The organism is Streptomyces sp. CRCS-T-1, from assembly GCF_024442335.1.
Classification (GTDB): domain Bacteria; phylum Actinomycetota; class Actinomycetes; order Streptomycetales; family Streptomycetaceae; genus Streptomyces; species Streptomyces koelreuteriae.
This window is the reverse complement of the sequence record NZ_CP101651.1, coordinates 4,855,497-4,870,777: the sequence shown is the minus strand read 5'-3', so window position 1 is coordinate 4,870,777 and position 15,281 is coordinate 4,855,497. Positions and strand designations below refer to the sequence as shown.

The following is a 15,281-nucleotide window of genomic DNA, read 5'->3' as shown; positions in this document are numbered from 1 at the left end:
CATGGGTGCGGGGCACGCGCACAAGCTCTACCGGCACGGGCACTCGCCCGTGCACGCGCTGCCGCCGCACACCAAGCTCGCCGCGGTGTTCGCCTTCGTGCTGGTCGTGGTGTCGACACCGCGCGAGGCGATGTGGGCGTTCGGGGCGTACGCGGTGCTGCTGGGCGTCGTCGCGGGCGTCGCCCGGGTGCCCGCCGGGTTTGTGCTCCGGCGGCTGCTGATCGAGGTGCCGTTCGTCGCTTTCGCGGTGCTCATGCCGTTCGTCGCGGAGGGCGAGCGCGTCGACGTCCTGGGGATGTCCCTGAGCGTCAACGGCCTGTGGGGCGCCTGGAACGTGCTCGCCAAGGGCACGCTCGGCGTCACCGCCTCCGTCCTGCTGGCCGCCACCACCGACCTGCGCGAACTGCTCCTCGGCCTGCAGCGCCTCAAGCTGCCGCCGCTGCTCGTGCAGATCGCGTCCTTCATGATCCGCTACGGCGATGTCATCGCGGACGAGATGCGGCGCATGCGGATCGCCCGGGAGTCCCGGGGCTTCGAGGCGAAGGGTGTCCGGCACTGGGGCGTGCTCGCCAAGTCCGCCGGGGCGCTGTTCATCCGCTCCTACGAACGCGGCGAGCGCGTCCATCTGGCCATGGTCAGCCGGGGCTACGCCGGTGCCATGCCGGTCATCGACGAGGTGACCGCGTCCCGGGCGCAGTGGTCGTACGCCCTGACCCTCCCGGGCGCGGCCCTGGTCGTCTGTCTGCTGGGATGGTCGCTGTGACTGATGTGACACCCTCGCTCGACGTGGCCGGACTGGCCTTCGCCTACCCCGACGGGCATCAGGCCCTCTTCGGCGTCGACCTCTCGGTGGCGCGCGGTGAGCGGGTCGCGCTGCTCGGGCCGAACGGCGCCGGCAAGACGACCCTCGTGCTGCATCTCAACGGCATCCTGACCGGCGGCGCCGGCACGGTGAGGGTGGCCGGGCTGCCCGTGGACAAGCGGCACATGGCCGAGATCCGGCGCCGGGTCGGCATCGTCTTCCAGGACCCGGACGACCAGCTCTTCATGCCGACCGTCCGGGAGGACGTGGCGTTCGGGCCGGCGGCGGCCGGGCTGAAGGGGCCGGAGCTGGAGGAGCGCGTGGACCGGGCTTTGGAGCGGGTCGGCATGGCGGAGTTCAAGGACCGCCCGCCGCATCACCTCTCCTTCGGGCAGCGCCGCCGGGTGGCCGTCGCGACCGTCCTCGCCATGGAGCCGGAGATCCTCGTCCTCGACGAGCCCTCCTCCAACCTCGACCCCGCCTCCCGCCGTGAACTGGCCGACATCCTGCGCTCGCTGGACGTGACGGTCCTGATGGTCACGCACGACCTGCCCTACGCGCTGGAGCTGTGCCCGCGCTCCCTGATCCTCAGCGAGGGCGTCATCGCCGCGGACGGCCCGACGGGCGAGCTGCTCTCCGACGAGGAGCTGATGCGCGCCCACCGGCTGGAGCTGCCGTTCGGCTTCGATCCGCGTTCCGTGCCGGCCGCCCCGGCCCGTCCGTGACAATGAGCGCGTGACGAACGAGGAGACCACGAGCGGGGAAGGCTCGCTGCTGCTGGACGAGCAGCTGTGCTTCGCGCTGTACGCCGCCCAGCGCGCGGTGACGGCCGCGTACCGCCCGCTCCTCGACGACCTCGGCCTCACCTATCCCCAGTACCTCGTGCTGCTCGTCCTCTGGGAGCGCGGCGAGACCACGGTCAAGGAGCTGGCCGGGGCCCTGCGCCTCGACTACGGCACGGTCTCGCCCCTGCTGAAGCGGCTGGAGACGGCGGGTCTGCTGCGGCGTGAACGGTCGGCGCGGGACGAGCGGTCGGTGCTCGTGGCCCTGACCGGGCGCGGGGAGGAACTCCGGGAGCGCGCGATGTGCGTCCCCGGCGCGCTGCTCACGGCGACGGGCCTGGACGGCACGGAGATCGCGCGGCTCCGCGAGGAGCTGTGGCACCTGGCCGAGAAGGCGGAGTCGGCGGCCGACCGGGCCCGCTGACCGCGGGTTGCCCCGGATTGCCACCCCCTGCTGGCGAGGACCGGTTACCGGCCAGTACCTTGTGCACGATGTGTTTGTGCACACTTGGTTCCGGGGGAGGACAGCATGACTGACGGCCCCGCCGTCGACACCCGCCCGACGAAGATCATGTACGTCGCGGAGGCCACCGCCCACGGCGGCCGTGCGGGCTATGTGACCAGCCAGGACGGCCAGATCGAGCTCAAGGTCGCGATGCCCCCGCAGCTCGGCGGCGACGGCAACGGCACCAACCCGGAACAGCTCTTCGCGGCCGGTTACAGCTCCTGCTTCCACAACGCCCTGATCCTGGTCGGCAACCGCGAGGGCTACGACCTGGCCGGCTCCACGGTCGCCGCGAAGGTCGGCATCGGCCCCAACACCCAGCAGGGCTACGGCCTCGCGGTCGCCCTCAGCGTCTCCCTGCCGGTCGTCGACCCCGACCTCGCGACCAAGCTGGTGGACGCGGCCCACGCGATCTGCCCGTACTCGAACGCGACCCGCGGGAACATCGACGTGACGATCCTGCTTGGCTAAGGGGGAAGACCGCAGCACCGCAGCACGACGAGGAGTACGGACGTGGACGTGAACGGCACAGTCGCCGAGGGCTTCGAGCCGGTCAGGGAAGCGTTCGCAGCGAACTTCGAGGCGCTCGGGGAGCGGGGCGCGGCGGTCGCCGTCTACCGGGACGGGCAGCGGGTCGTCGACCTGTGGGCCGGCACGAAGGACGTCGACGGCACGAGCCCCTGGGAGCACGGCACCGCCCAGATCGTGCGCTCGGCGACCAAGGGCGTGGCCGCCGCCGTACTCCTGCTGCTGCACCAGCGCGGACAGCTCGACCTGGACGCGCCCGTGGGCCACTACTGGCCGGAGTTCAAGGCGCGGGGCAAGGAGCGAGTGCTGGTCCGGCACGTCCTGAACCACCGGGCCGGACTGCCGGTCCTCGACCACCCCCTCACCCCCGAGCAGGCCCTCGACCCGCTGCGGGGCCCCGCGGCGGTCGCCGCCCAGGCACCCGTGTGGGAGCCCGGCACCGACCACGGCTACCACGCGCTCACCTACGGCTGGATGCTCGACGAACTGGTGCGGCGCGTGACCGGGCAGGGCGCGGGCGAGTGGCTCGCGGCGCAGATCACCGGCCCGCTGGGCCTGGACCTCTGGCTCGGTCTGCCCGAGTCGGAGGCCCACCGGGTGGGACGCGCGGGCCGCGTCGAGGGCCCCGAGCCGACCGGGGGTCTGCGCGCCCGGCCGAAGCGCTCGGTCACCGAGGCCTACGAGGACCCGGCCTCCCTCACCCGCCGGGCGTTCGCGGCGATCACCCCGTTCCCGGACCAGAACGACCCCGCCTACCGCGCGGCGGCCCTGCCCGCGACGAACGCCGTCGCGACGGCGGACGGACTGGCCCGCTTCTACGCGACGCTGATCGGTGACACGGCCGGTGCCTCACGCCTCTTCACGCCGGAGACGGTCGAACTGGCCCGGGCCGAGGAGTCGGCGGGCCCCGACCGTGTCCTGGTGGTCGGCACCCGCTTCGGCCTCGGCTACATGCTGCACGGCAGCGCCTCGCCCTTCCTGGCCCCGGGCTCCTTCGGTCACCCGGGCCGCGGCGGCGCCCTCGGCTTCGCGGACCCGGGGTCCCGAATCGCCTTCGGCTACGTCACGAACGGCCTCCGCAAGACGGTGACGGCGGATCCGCGGGCGCAGGGGCTGGTACGGGCGATACGGCAGGCCCTAGGCCTCTGAGACTCCCGGCCGCCGCTAGACGTGGATCGGGTGGGAGATCCGCCCGGACGCCTGGTCGATCTCCTCGTGGGCTTTGGTCAGCAACTGCATGGCGAGTTCGTTGAGCGCCCGGGCCCCGGCGATCTCCTCTCCGACCCTGGGCTGATTGACGTCGGACCGGTGCCGGTTGGCCGCCCCGTGCGCCCGTACCTCGCTGCCGTCGGGCAGCCGCAGCATCGCGACCGCCCGCGTGTGCTGGTCGTCCTCCATGAACTCCATCTCGACGTGCCATCCCGCTCGGGTGTGCATCATGACGATCACCTCCGGAAGACCTAGTTCCAGGGTGCTCCTCAGGTGCGGCAAGTGCACCCGCCTTGCCTACCCGGCGTGCAGCATCAGCCCGATCCCGACGACCAGCAGCCCGGCCGCCGCGATTCTCGGGGCGCCGAATCGCTCCTTGAAGAACACGGCCCCGATGGCCGCGCCGACGATGATCGACGACTCGCGCAGGGCGGCGATGGGGGCGAGCTCGGCCTTGGTCTGGGCCCACAGGACGAGGGCGTAGGCGGCGACGGAGAGCGCGGCCCCGATGAGGCCGGTCACGGCGAAGGGCCGCAGCAGGGCGACGGTCCGCCCGCGCCAGCGGCTCACGGCGTACGCGGGGATGACGATCCCCTGCACGGCCATCAGCCAGGCGATGTACCCGAGCGAGGAGCCCGACGCCCGCACGCCCAGCCCGTCCACGACGGTGTACACGGCGATCGTCAGCCCCGTGGCCAGGGCCGCCCCGATCGCCGCCCAGTCGGGCCGCCGCCCGCGCAGCCCCCACAGGGCGACGCCGGTCAGCCCCGCGCACGACAGGGCGATGCCGGCGGCGGCCCACCCGTCGGGCACCTCGTGGGCGAAGAGCGCGGCGAGCAGGGTCACGACGAGGGGCGCGGTGCCGCGCGCGATGGGATAGGCCTGCCCGAAGTCGCCCAGCCGGAAGGACTTCATCAGCAGGGCGTAGTAGGCGATGTGGATGGCGGCGGAGAAGAGGAGGTAGGGCCACGCCCCGGCCGCCGGGAATGCCGCGAACGGCGCGATCGCCAGCCCGATGACCAGCCCGCCGCCCGAGATCAGCGTGAACCCGGCGAGCTTGTCCGTGATCTTGTGCGCGATGGCGTTCCAGCTGGCGTGGGTCACGGCGGCGAGCAGCACGGCGCCCGTGACCACCGGCGTCACGAGGAGCTCTCGCGCACGTCCGCCACGATGGCCCCGGAGTGGGCGACGAGGTCGCCGGGCGCCATGGGGAACATGGTGTACGGCGTCCCGGCGGCCGCCCACACGGTCTCGTGGTCGAACAGGGAGCGGTCGGCGAGCACACGCGTCGTCGTCCGGTGTCCGAAGGGCGGCACACCGCCGATGGCATAGCCGGTCGTCTCCCGCACGACATCGACCTTGGCCCGGGTGACCTTCTCCGCGCCGAGTTCCCCCCGCACCAGGTCGAGATCGACCCGGGAGGCCCCGTCCATGAGGACCAGCACGGGCACCCCGTCGGCCGCGAAGATCAGCGACTTGCAGATCTGGCTCAGGTCGCATCCGAGGGCGGCGGCGGCCTCGGCGGCGGTACGGGTGGCTTCCGGGAAGCGCCTCACGAGCGGAACGACCTCGTCGAGCCCGCGCTCCCGCAGGGCCTGGGCGAAGAGGGGGTGTGCTCCGGAGTCCTCGGCGTCAGTGGCGGCTGTCGTCGTCATGCAGGGCACGCTAGCGGTACGTGTATCGGACACGCGAGGGGGGTTCAGCGGGCGTCGTCCCCCTGCGCGACATCCGCGAACTCCCACCACGCGAGCGGCAGCCAGTCTCCGTCGACGAATCCGTCGACGGAGCCTCCGGTGCCCCGGATGGCCACACGGGTGCCCACCGGGTAGGTCGTGCCGGACAGGCCGGAGACCGAGACGAGCAGTGTTCCGATACGTCGTGACAAGGCCGTTGATCCTTTCTCCTCCAAGCGCCTCAAGCGCCTTCTCTTGGTGCAAATCGTCCCATCATGCACCAGCCTGGTATATGAGCCAGAACACAGATGGAGGTGCTGACGATGAGGGCTGTCGTGTACAAGGGCCCCTTCGAGGTGGCGGTGGAGAAAGTGGAGGATCCCCGGATCCAGCACCCGAACGATGTGATCGTGCGGGTGACGTCGACGGCCATCTGCGGCTCGGACCTGCACATGTACGAGGGCCGCACCGCGGCCGAGCCGGGCATCGTGTTCGGCCACGAGAACCTCGGGGTCATCGAGGAGACGGGAGAGGGAGTCACCTCGCTCAGCCGCGGCGACCGGGTGGTCATGCCGTTCAATGTGGCCTGCGGCTTCTGCAGAAACTGTTCGGCCGGCTTCACGGGCTTCTGCCTGACGGTGAACCCGGGCTTCGCCGGCGGCGCCTACGGCTATGTCGCGATGGGGCCCTACACCGGGGGTCAGGCGGAGTACGTACGGGTTCCGTACGCCGACTTCAACTGCCTGAAGCTCCCCGAGGGCACCGAGAAGGAGACGGACTTCGTCCTTCTCGCGGACATCTTCCCGACCGGCTACCACGGCAACGAGCTGGCCGATGTGCGTCCCGGCGAGAGCGTCGCCGTGTACGGCGGCGGTCCGGTCGGGCTGATGGCCGCCTACTCGGCGATGCTGCGCGGCGCGAGCAAGGTGTTCGTGGTCGACCGGGTGGCGGAGCGGTTGCAGAAGGCGCGGGAGATCGGCGCGGTGCCGATCGACTTCACCCAGGGCGATCCGGCCCGGCAGATCAAGGACCAGACCGCGGGCCAGGGCACGGACAAGGGTGTCGACGCGGTCGGCTACCAGGCCCAGGCGCAGGGCGAGGACCGTGAGGAACCGGCGGTCGTACTGAACTCGCTCGTCGAGACGGTCCGGCCGACGGGTGCTCTCGGGGTGCCGGGCCTGTATGTGCCGCGCGACCCGGGCGGTCCGGACGAGCAGGCCAAGCAGGGCATGCTGATGGTCGCCATCGGACGCCTCTTCGAGAAGGGGCTGCGCATGGGCACCGGGCAGTGCAACGTCAAGCGGTACAACCGGCACCTGCGCGACATGATCATCGAGGACCGCGCGAAGCCGAGCTTCGTCGTCTCGCACGAACTGCCGCTCGACCAGGCGCCGTCGGCGTACGACAAGTTCGACAAGCGCGTGGAGGGCTACACCAAGGTCGTCCTGCACCCGCACGCCTGAGCCGGGACGACCGCAGGGGCGGCGGCATCGACTCCCGTCGGCCCCTTGGCCCCTTACGCCTTCGTACGGAGGATCTCGCGGGCCTGTTCCGCCGCGCGGGCCGTGCTCTCGCTGACGAAGTCGAGGAAGCGGGCGATGTTCTCGAGCCGGGCGGCGACCGGGGTGCCGGGGCCGAGGACGCCGACGCCCTCGCGGGCGATCTCGACGAGCTGGGCGATGGACCGGGCGCTGGCCATCATCGACCGGTACCAGATGTCGTCGTCGACGATGTAGCGCTCGCGGCGGCGCTCGTCGCGCTCCCGGCGGACGAGGCCCTGGCTGTCCAGGAAGGCGACCGCCTTGGAGATGGACGCCGGGCTGACCTGGAGGCGCTGGACGAGTTCGGACGCGGTGAGGCTGCCGCTGTCGGTCAGGGTGAGGGAGGCCATCACCCTGGCCGGCATCGTCGTCATGCCCGAGGCCATCAGGACGGTGGTGAACACCTCCTCGTACTCCCGCACGGCCTCGGCGTCGCGCCCATGGGCCTGCGGGGGTGCCTCCGCCGCCCGGGGCGCGGTCTGCCGGCGCCGGTGGGCGCGGCGTTCGGTGGCGCGGTGGGCCAGGTCGGCGCGGTAGGCGGTGGGGCCGCCGTTGCGCATGACCTCGCGCGTGATGGTCGAGGTGGGGCGGTCGACGCGCCGGGCGATCTCGGCGTAGGCGAGGCCGTCGGCCAGTCCCAGCGCGATCTGCTGACGTTCCTGCTGGGTGAGCCTGCCTCCCGGCATCGCGGTCTCCTTCGTTCTCCTCGGGTGCCGTCAGCTTAGCGTTCACCTTCATTCCATTGCAACGAAAGGTGGGTCCCCGTTGCGTTAAATCAGGAACCATTGCAACGAAATTCCTACATCTAACTGCACTTACGTCGATTCAACGCAACGAATGCGTTGCCAGATCTATGAACGCAACGTAGCGTTTCCTTCATCGGAAACAACCAGCTGAAGGAGAGCACGATGCAGAAGTTCACCACCACCGCCCCGGTCTCCGCCGTCGTCGACATCCCCGCCGGACGTATCCAGTTCATCGCCGCCGACCGGGACGACACCACCGTCGAGGTCCGGCCCGCGGACAAGTCGAACAGCCGCGATGTGAAGGCGGCGGAGCGGGTCGGCGTCGAGTTCGGCGACGGTGTGCTGCGGATCGAGGCCGCACCGGCGAAGAACCGGGTCCTCGGCAACTCCGGTTCCGTCGAGGTGACCGTCCAGCTGCCCGCCGGCTCCCGTGTCGAGGCGAAGGCGGCCAGCTCCGAGTTCCGGGGCGTCGGACGGCTCGGCGATGTCGCCTTCGAGGGCGCGCACGGCTCGGTCAAGCTCGACGAGACCGAGGGCGCCCGTCTCACCCTCCTCGCCGGCGACGTCTCGGTCGGGCGGCTGGGCGGTTCCGCGGAGATCCGCACCCAGAAGGGCGACATCCGGGTCGCCGAGGCCACGGGCGGCTCGGTCGAGCTGCGCACCGAGCACGGCGAGATCTCGATCGCCGCCGGCCGCGGCGTCTCCGCCTCCCTGGACGCCGGCACCGGCTTCGGCCGGATCCAGAACACGCTGATGAACGCCGACGGCGCCGCCGCCGGCCTCGTCATCCGCGCGACCACCGCCTACGGCGACATCACCGCCCGCAGCCTGTAGGCGGGATGAGCACGGAAAAGCCGGTGAGGGCACCCGTCCCCACGGAGCCCTCACCGGCCGGTCTCACCGGAAGCGGTGGAACGTCAGGCGCGTACCAGCTCCCGGTCCGTGTCCCCGCGGCCGGAGTCCGGGCGCAGGCCCTCGCCCTCGACGTCCACGTTGGGCAGCGCCCGGTCCAGCCACTTGGGCAGCCACCAGGCCTTGCGGCCGAGGAGGGCCAGGACGGCCGGGACGATGGCCATCCGGACGATGAACGCGTCGAAGAAGACCGCGATCGCGAGGCCGAAGCCGATCATCTTGACCATCGACTCGGACGAGCCGATGAAGCCGGCGAAGACCGCCATCATGATGACCGCCGCGGCCGTCACCACCCGGGCGCCGTGCCGGAAGCCCGTCACGATCGCCTGGCTCGGCTTCTCGCCGTGGACGTAGGCCTCCCGCATCCGGGTCACCAGGAACACCTCGTAGTCCATCGCCAGGCCGAAGACCACGCCGACCATGAAGATCGGCATCATCGACATGACCGGGCCCGTCTGCTCCACGCCCATCAGGCCCGACAGCCAGCCCCACTGGAAGACCGCGACCACCGCGCCGAGGGCCGCCATCACCGACAGCAGGAAGCCGAGGGCCGCCTTCAGCGGGACCAGGATCGAGCGGAACACCACGATCAGCAGCAGGAAGGCCAGGCCGACCACCAGCACCAGGTAGGGGACCAGCGCGTCGTTGAGCTTCTCGCTGACGTCGATGTTCATCGCCGTGCTGCCGGTGACCAGGACACTCGCGTCGGTGTCGGCCTTGATGCCCGCGCCGGCGTCGCGGATGCCGTGCACCAGGTTCTCCGTCGTCACGGAGGACGGCTGGGAGCCCGGGATCACGGTGATGGTGGCCGTGTCACCGGCCTTGTTGGGCGCCGGCGGCGTCACCGTGACGACGTCCTTGAGGCCCTTGATCTCATCGCCGACCGTCGAGAAGGCGGCCTTCGGGTCGTCGCTGTCCTTCGCGTCGACGACGACCATCAGCGGGCCGTTGAAGCCGGGGCCGAAGCCCTCCGACAGCAGGTCGTAGGCGCGGCGCTGGGTCGTGGAGGTGGGCTGGGAGCCGTCGTCCGGCAGGCCCAGTTCCAGGCTCGACGCCGGGACGGCCGCCGCGCCGAGGCCGATGACCCCGAGCAGCAGGACGGCGATCGGGCGGCGGACGACGAAACTCGCCCAGCGGGTGCCCAGGTTGGGGCGCTCGGGCTGCTTCGGCGCCCGGCCGAACCGCTTGCCCTTCTCCCCCATGGGCTTCACCTTCCGGCCCGCGTATCCGAGCAGCGCCGGGATCATGGTCAGGGCGATCAGCACCGCGATGGCCACCGTGCCCGCCGCCGCGACGCCCATCTTGGTCAGCATCGGGATGTTGACGACCGACAGACCCACCAGCGCGATCACCACCGTCAGGCCCGCGAAGACCACCGCCGAGCCCGCCGTGCCGGTGGCCCGGCCCGCCGCCTCCTCGCGGTCGCGGCCCTCGGCCAGTTCGGCGCGGTAGCGGGAGACGATGAACAGGGCGTAGTCGATGCCGACCGCCAGGCCGATCATCATCGCCAGGGTGGAGGTCGTGGAGCCCAGGTCCAGCGCGCTGGCCAGGGCCGTGATCGTGGAGACGCCGATGCCCACGCCGATCAGCGCCGTCAGCAGCGGCAGACCGGCCGCGACCAGGGAGCCGAAGGTGATGACGAGGACGACGGCGGCGACCGCGATGCCGATGATCTCGCTGGAGCCGGTGTGCGGGACGGTCTGGAGCGCGTCACCGCCGATCTCGACGGTCAGCCCGCTCTCGCGCGCGTCCCGCGCACTGTCCTGAAGGGCGTCGCGGGAGGAGTCCTCCAGTTCCATGCCGGAGACCTTGTACGACACCTGCGCGTAGGCGATCGTGCCGTCCTTGCTGACGGCCTTCGCCTGGTACGGGTCGGTGACGCGGGCGACCTCGGAGCCGTCGGCCAGTTCCTCGACGGTCTCCCGGACCGCCGCCTTGTTGCCGGGGTCGGTCATCTTCTCGCCGCTCGGCGCCTTGAAGACGACGCGTGCGGTGGCGCCGTCGGCGCTCACGCCGGGGAAGCGCTGTTCCAGCAGGTCGAAGGCCTTCTGGGCCTCCGTGCCGGGGATGGAGAACGAGCTGTTGCCCGCGGCGGGGGCGCTGGCCGCGCCGACCCCGGCGAGGGTCAGCAGGGCCACCCAGATCAGGGCGACGAAGTGCCGCCGCCGGTACGAGAGCCGGCCGAGCTTGTAGAGGAAAGTGGCCACGAGGGCGTACTCCCGGTCAGGTCGTGGGGTGTTTCAGGGCAGGGGAGATCAGCCCGACGACGTGAGCGGTGATCGCGTCAGGTGCTGCGGTTTCTCAAGGGAGGGGGATTGATCGGGTGAGGGGGATTGCTCAGCCGGTGGGGATGCCGAGGGCGGGGAGGACCACGGCGTCGATGTACGAGAGGAGGAAGGCCTGCGTCGGCGGCTGGTCGTCGATCAGCGTGCGGGTGGCGAAGGCGCCCACCAGCATGTGCACGATGTACTCCAGGGCCGGACAGTCGGCGCGGATCTCGCCGCGGTCGACCGCCTTGCGCACGACCCGGTGGAACTCCTCCATCTCCGGCTCGATCAGCAGTTCCCTGAACGCCTGGAGAAGATCCGGGTTGGCGTGCACCGCCATGAACAGGCCCCGCATCAGCGCGGCGTTCTGCTGCATGGCGCAGTCGTCCTCACGCGAGGCGAGGGCGTGGAGGTCGCCGCGCAGAGTTCCGGTGTCGACGTCGGCGATGTTGCCCGGCTTGTTGTGCCGGACCGCCTTCGCCACCAGCTCGGGCTTGCCGCCCCACTGGCGGTAGAGCGTCGCCTTGCTGGACCGGGTGCGCGCCGCCACGGCGTCCATGGTGAGGGCGTCGTAGCCGACTTCCCGGAGCAGGTCGAGCACGGCCGCGTACAGCTCGGCCTCCCGCTCGGGGGTGATCCGACTGCGACGCGGGGTGGCGACCTCAGTCATCTCCTGCACCTTCCTTCTCCGGCACGCTCCGGCACAGGAGGAATCTAGCGCAGAGCCTAGAGAAACGAAACCGTTTCGTACGTGTGCTGCGTCACGGAGGCCTGTTTGTCATAACTTGCTGCGTTTCGCCCCGAGGCAAAGCATGGGGAGGTGAGCTATCTGCGTCTGCCGCATCTCCATGACGACCTGCTGTGCTTCGTGGCCGAGGACGACCTCTGGCTCGCCCCGCTCGACGCCCCCGGCCGGGCCTGGCGGCTCACCGTCGACCGCGCCAAACTGGGCCACCCCCGCTTCTCGCCCGACGGCCGGCACCTCGCGTACACGAGCTGGCGCACCCTGGTGCCCGAGGTCCATCTCGCGGAGGTGGACGGCGGCCCGGGCCGCCGGCTGACCCACTGGGGCAGCGCCGACACCCGGGTCTGCGGCTGGACCCCGGAGGGCGAGATCCTGGCCGTGGCCTCGCACGGCGAGCCCTTCTCCTTCTTCACCTGGGGCTACAAGGTCCCCCTCGACGGCGCCCCGGGCCGCAAACTGCCCTGGGGACCGGTCTCCGACATCCAGGCCGCCGACCTGGACGGGGAGCGCAGGACCCTGCTCCTCACCGGCACCCCGCCGCACGAACCGGCCTCCTGGAAGCGCTACCGGGGCGGGGCCACCGGCAGGCTGTGGCTGCACGGCGAACGGCTGCTGGCCGGACTCGACGGCCATCTGCACTCCCCCATGTTCGTCGGCGGCCGGATCGCCTTCCTCTCCGACCACGAGGGCGTCGGCAACCTCTACTCCTGCGCCTGTGACGGCTCCGATCTGCGCCGTCACACCGACCACGACGCCTTCTACGCCCGGCATGCCTCCAGCGACGGGACCCGGGTGGTGTACCAGTGCGCGGGCGATCTCTGGCTGGTCGACGACCTGTCGCCGGACTCCGCGCCACGGAGGCTGGACGTAGAGATGGGCGGGCCGCGCGCGGGGCGGCGCCCGTACCAGGTGGCGGCGGCCCAGCACCTCGACGGGATCTCGGTCGACGAGACCGGCCGGGCCAGCGCGGTCGTCGTACGCGGCAGCCTGTACTGGCTCACCCACCGCGACGGGCCCGCCCGCACCCTCACCGACACCCCGGGCGTCCGGGTGCGGATGCCGGAGATGCTCGGCGCGAGCGGGCGGGTGGCGTATGTGACGGACGCGGAGGGCGAGGACGCGATCGAGATCGCCTCGCTGCCCCGGGCCTCCGGCGCCCGAGAGCCGCGACGGCTGGCCCCGGGCGCCCTGGGCCGGGTGCGCGAGCTGGTCTCGGACCCGGAGGGCGAGCGCCTCGCCGTCGCCTCGCACGACGGGCGACTGCTGCTGATCGACGTCACCGAGGACTCCGGCGGCGAGGTCACCGAGCTGATCCGGTCGATCAACGGGCCCGTGCGCGACCTCGCGTTCTCCCCGGACGGGGCGTGGCTGACCTGGTCGCACCCGGGCATCGGGCGGACCCTGCGGCAGATCAAGATGGCCAGGGTCGAGGAGGGCGTCGTCATCGACGTCACCAACGGCCGCTTCGAGGACGAGAACCCGGTGTTCACGCGCGACGGCCGCTACCTCGCCTTCCTGTCCTGGCGCGGCTTCGACCCCGTCTACGACGTGCACACCGGCGACCTGTCCTTCCCGCTGGGCTGCCGCCCCTACCTCGTGCCGCTGTCCTCCGCGACGCCCTCCCCGTTCGCGGTGAACCCGGAGGGCCGTCCGGCCGCCGGGGGCCTGGACCCGGTGGAGGACGACGACAACGGCGACAGCGGGACGGTGACCGTCGAGGCCGAGGGCCTGGAGAGCCGGGTCACGCCCTTCCCGGTGGCCGCCTCCAAGTACTCGGCGCTGCACCCGGTCGCGGGCGGCGGGCTGGTGTGGCTGCGCTGGCCGATCTCGGGCGCGCTGGGCGAGACGTTCGCCAACCCGGACGACACCAGCGGCCGGCCGACCCTGGAGCACTTCGGCATCACCAAGGCCAAGCGGACCGAACTCGTCGACCATCTCGACTGGTTCGCGGTGAGCGGCGACGGCAGCAGACTGGTCGTGGTCGACGAGGGCGAGCTGCGCGCGGTGCCGGCCGTCGAATCGGGCGACGCCGACTCGACGGTGTGGATCGACGCGCGCCGCATCCTGCACGTGGTCGACCCGGCGGCGGAGTGGCGGCAGGCGTACGAGGAGGCCGGGCGGCTGATCCGGGCCTACTTCTGGGAGCCGGGCATGTGCGGCATCGACTGGGCCGGGGTGCTGGACCAGTACCGTCCGCTGGTCGAACGGGTCGCCTCCCCGGACGAGTTCGCGGACCTGCTGCGCGAGGTGCTGGGCGAACTGGGCACCTCCCACGCGTATGTCACCGCCGCCCGGCGCAACGAGGGCCCGCCCCACTACCAGCGCCGCCAGGGCCTGCTGGGCGCCAACTTCGTACGCCGGGACGGCGGCTGGACGGTGCTGCGGATCCTGGCCGGTGACTCCTCCGACTCCAAGGCCCGCTCCCCGCTGGCCGGCACCGGCATCCGGGAGGGCGCGGTCCTCACCCATGTCGACGGCCGCCCGGTGGATCCGGCCGCGGGCCCGTATCCGCTGCTGGCGGGCGCGGGCGGCACGACGGTGGAGCTGACCTTCACCCCGGCCGAGAGCGCGGGCCCGCCCCGGCGGGTCGCCGTCGTCCCGCTGGTGGACGAGCGGCCGTTGCGCTACCAGGACTGGGTGGCGAAACGCCGGGCGGTGGTACGGGAGTTGAGCGGCGGGCGCTGCGGCTATCTGCACATCCCGGACATGGGCGGTTCGGGCTGGGCGCAGTTCAACCGGGATCTGCGCATGGAGGTGTCCCGGCCGGCGCTGATCGTGGATGTGCGCGGCAACGCGGGCGGCCACATCAGCGAGCTGGTCATCGAGACGCTGAGCCGCACGATCCTGGGCTGGGACCTGACCCGCGACGCCCAGCCCGTGTCGTACACCTCCAACGCGCCGAGAGGCCCGGTGGTGGCGCTGGCGGACGAGGCGACCTCCTCCGACGGCGACATGATCACCGCCGCCTTCAAACTGCTGAAGCTGGGCCCGGTGGTGGGGCAGCGCACCTGGGGCGGTGTCGTCGGCATGACCGGCCGCCACGAGCTGGGGGACGGCACGGTGATCACGGTGCCGATGAACGCGGCCTGGTTCGACGCCTACGGCTGGTCGGTGGAGAACAGGGGCGTCGCCCCCGACATCGACGTCCTGCGCACCCCGCTGGACTGGGCGGAGGGCCGCCACGCCCAGCTGACCGACGCGGTGGAGCTGGCGCTCGGGCTGCTGGAGAGCAATCCCGCGGCGGTGCCGCCGACGTACAGCGACGTACCGGACCACTCCCGGCCGAAGCTGCCGCCGCGTCCGTGAGGCGCGAGCGGACGTGCGGAAGGGGTGCCCCGCGCGAGGCACCCCTTCCTTTCAGCACGCGTCGTCAGGCGTCGTAGTCCTGGTCGAAGCGGTCCTCGTGCTCGCGCTCCCGCTCACGGTCACGCTGCGGGTGCTGCGGCGACTCCATGTCCTCGTCGCGCCGGCGACCGCGGCCCTGCACCTGCTCACGAGCCTGGTCGGCCTTCTGACGGGCCTGGTTCTGCCACTGCTCGGACTTCTCCTGGAACTGGTCCTTCATACCCAT

General features: G+C 71.6%; 16 protein-coding genes. 8 read left to right on the top strand and 8 right to left on the bottom strand.

Annotation, left to right across the window (positions count from 1 at the left end; all coding sequences use genetic code 11):
* The first annotated feature begins 1 nt into the window (after window position 1).
* From cbiQ to NNW99_RS22205, 5 genes are all read left to right on the top strand, one after another.
* Window positions 2-763 carry a cobalt ECF transporter T component CbiQ gene (cbiQ, locus tag NNW99_RS22225; protein WP_215120895.1) on the top strand — a complete coding sequence of 254 codons (762 nt, stop codon included), beginning with the start codon at window positions 2-4 and terminating at the stop codon, window positions 761-763.
* A complete protein-coding gene (locus NNW99_RS22220) occupies window positions 751-1,527 on the top strand; it encodes an energy-coupling factor ABC transporter ATP-binding protein (RefSeq protein WP_215120894.1) in 777 nt (258 codons plus the stop codon). The genes cbiQ and NNW99_RS22220 overlap by 13 nt, the downstream gene beginning before the upstream one ends.
* A gap of 10 nt (window positions 1,528-1,537) precedes the next feature.
* The gene (locus NNW99_RS22215; RefSeq protein WP_215120893.1) at window positions 1,538-2,008 is read left to right on the top strand and encodes a MarR family winged helix-turn-helix transcriptional regulator; all 471 of its coding nucleotides are present in this window, start codon (window positions 1,538-1,540) and stop codon (window positions 2,006-2,008) included.
* Between the two features lie 105 nt (window positions 2,009-2,113).
* Window positions 2,114-2,560 (top strand): organic hydroperoxide resistance protein, encoded by a 447-nt coding sequence (locus NNW99_RS22210; RefSeq protein ID WP_215120892.1) that lies wholly within the window; start codon window positions 2,114-2,116, stop codon window positions 2,558-2,560.
* A gap of 42 nt (window positions 2,561-2,602) precedes the next feature.
* Window positions 2,603-3,766 (top strand): serine hydrolase domain-containing protein, encoded by a 1,164-nt coding sequence (locus NNW99_RS22205; RefSeq protein ID WP_215120891.1) that lies wholly within the window; start codon window positions 2,603-2,605, stop codon window positions 3,764-3,766.
* 15 nt (window positions 3,767-3,781) lie between these two features.
* Here NNW99_RS22205 and NNW99_RS22200 read toward each other — a convergent pair whose 3' ends face one another.
* The 4 genes from NNW99_RS22200 to NNW99_RS22185 form a co-directional block, all read right to left on the bottom strand.
* On the bottom strand, window positions 3,782-4,057 hold the full coding sequence (locus NNW99_RS22200; protein ID WP_215120890.1) for a DUF1876 domain-containing protein: 276 nt from the start codon (window positions 4,055-4,057) through the stop codon (window positions 3,782-3,784).
* A gap of 66 nt (window positions 4,058-4,123) precedes the next feature.
* Window positions 4,124-4,969: a DMT family transporter gene (locus NNW99_RS22195; protein ID WP_215120889.1), complete on the bottom strand. Its 846-nt coding sequence runs from the start codon at window positions 4,967-4,969 to the stop codon at window positions 4,124-4,126.
* Window positions 4,966-5,481 carry a YbaK/EbsC family protein gene (locus tag NNW99_RS22190; protein WP_215120888.1) on the bottom strand — a complete coding sequence of 172 codons (516 nt, stop codon included), beginning with the start codon at window positions 5,479-5,481 and terminating at the stop codon, window positions 4,966-4,968. Before NNW99_RS22190 ends, NNW99_RS22195 begins: the two co-directional genes overlap by 4 nt.
* Before the next feature lie 44 nt (window positions 5,482-5,525).
* A complete protein-coding gene (locus NNW99_RS22185; protein WP_215120887.1) occupies window positions 5,526-5,711 on the bottom strand; it encodes a hypothetical protein in 186 nt (61 codons plus the stop codon).
* Window positions 5,712-5,822: 111 nt separating this feature from the next.
* Between NNW99_RS22185 and NNW99_RS22180 the strand changes: the two genes are divergently transcribed.
* Window positions 5,823-6,962, top strand: a complete 1,140-nt coding sequence (locus tag NNW99_RS22180) for a glutathione-independent formaldehyde dehydrogenase (protein WP_215120886.1) — start codon at window positions 5,823-5,825, stop codon at window positions 6,960-6,962.
* A gap of 53 nt (window positions 6,963-7,015) precedes the next feature.
* Here NNW99_RS22180 and NNW99_RS22175 read toward each other — a convergent pair whose 3' ends face one another.
* On the bottom strand, window positions 7,016-7,726 hold the full coding sequence (locus NNW99_RS22175) for a helix-turn-helix domain-containing protein (RefSeq protein ID WP_215120885.1): 711 nt from the start codon (window positions 7,724-7,726) through the stop codon (window positions 7,016-7,018).
* Between the two features lie 222 nt (window positions 7,727-7,948).
* On the opposite strand from NNW99_RS22175, the gene NNW99_RS22170 reads away from it, so the two are divergent.
* Window positions 7,949-8,620, top strand: a complete 672-nt coding sequence (locus NNW99_RS22170) for a DUF4097 family beta strand repeat-containing protein (protein WP_215120884.1) — start codon at window positions 7,949-7,951, stop codon at window positions 8,618-8,620.
* Window positions 8,621-8,703: 83 nt separating this feature from the next.
* Here the strand turns inward: NNW99_RS22170 and NNW99_RS22165 are convergent, their stop codons facing one another.
* Together NNW99_RS22165 and NNW99_RS22160 are read right to left on the bottom strand one after the other, a co-directional pair.
* The gene (locus NNW99_RS22165) at window positions 8,704-10,905 is read right to left on the bottom strand and encodes an MMPL family transporter (protein ID WP_215120883.1); all 2,202 of its coding nucleotides are present in this window, start codon (window positions 10,903-10,905) and stop codon (window positions 8,704-8,706) included.
* A 130-nt stretch (window positions 10,906-11,035) separates the two neighbouring features.
* Window positions 11,036-11,635, bottom strand: a complete 600-nt coding sequence (locus NNW99_RS22160; protein ID WP_215120882.1) for a TetR/AcrR family transcriptional regulator — start codon at window positions 11,633-11,635, stop codon at window positions 11,036-11,038.
* 150 nt (window positions 11,636-11,785) lie between these two features.
* Here NNW99_RS22160 and NNW99_RS22155 point away from each other — a divergent pair, with 150 nt between their 5' ends.
* Window positions 11,786-15,016, top strand: a complete 3,231-nt coding sequence (locus NNW99_RS22155; RefSeq protein WP_215120881.1) for a S41 family peptidase — start codon at window positions 11,786-11,788, stop codon at window positions 15,014-15,016.
* Between the two features lie 64 nt (window positions 15,017-15,080).
* Here NNW99_RS22155 and NNW99_RS22150 read toward each other — a convergent pair whose 3' ends face one another.
* Window positions 15,081-15,281, bottom strand: coding sequence for a hypothetical protein (locus tag NNW99_RS22150; RefSeq protein ID WP_215120880.1), 201 nt, complete (start codon window positions 15,279-15,281; stop codon window positions 15,081-15,083).

Excerpts from the sequence above, each read along its gene's own strand:
- NNW99_RS22220 (WP_215120894.1), top strand. The coding sequence starts at position 751 with ATGGTCGCTGTGACTGATGTGACACCCTCGCTCGACGTGGCCGGACTG.
- NNW99_RS22180 (WP_215120886.1), top strand. The coding sequence starts at position 5,823 with ATGAGGGCTGTCGTGTACAAGGGCCCCTTCGAGGTGGCGGTGGAGAAA.
- cbiQ (WP_215120895.1), top strand. The coding sequence starts at position 2 with ATGGGTGCGGGGCACGCGCACAAGCTCTACCGGCACGGGCACTCGCCC.
- NNW99_RS22210 (WP_215120892.1), top strand. The coding sequence starts at position 2,114 with ATGACTGACGGCCCCGCCGTCGACACCCGCCCGACGAAGATCATGTAC.
- NNW99_RS22150 (WP_215120880.1), bottom strand. The coding sequence starts at position 15,281 with ATGGGTATGAAGGACCAGTTCCAGGAGAAGTCCGAGCAGTGGCAGAAC.
- NNW99_RS22170 (WP_215120884.1), top strand. The coding sequence starts at position 7,949 with ATGCAGAAGTTCACCACCACCGCCCCGGTCTCCGCCGTCGTCGACATC.
- NNW99_RS22175 (WP_215120885.1), bottom strand. The coding sequence starts at position 7,726 with ATGCCGGGAGGCAGGCTCACCCAGCAGGAACGTCAGCAGATCGCGCTG.
- NNW99_RS22190 (WP_215120888.1), bottom strand. The coding sequence starts at position 5,481 with ATGACGACGACAGCCGCCACTGACGCCGAGGACTCCGGAGCACACCCC.
- NNW99_RS22160 (WP_215120882.1), bottom strand. The coding sequence starts at position 11,635 with ATGACTGAGGTCGCCACCCCGCGTCGCAGTCGGATCACCCCCGAGCGG.
- NNW99_RS22200 (WP_215120890.1), bottom strand. The coding sequence starts at position 4,057 with ATGATGCACACCCGAGCGGGATGGCACGTCGAGATGGAGTTCATGGAG.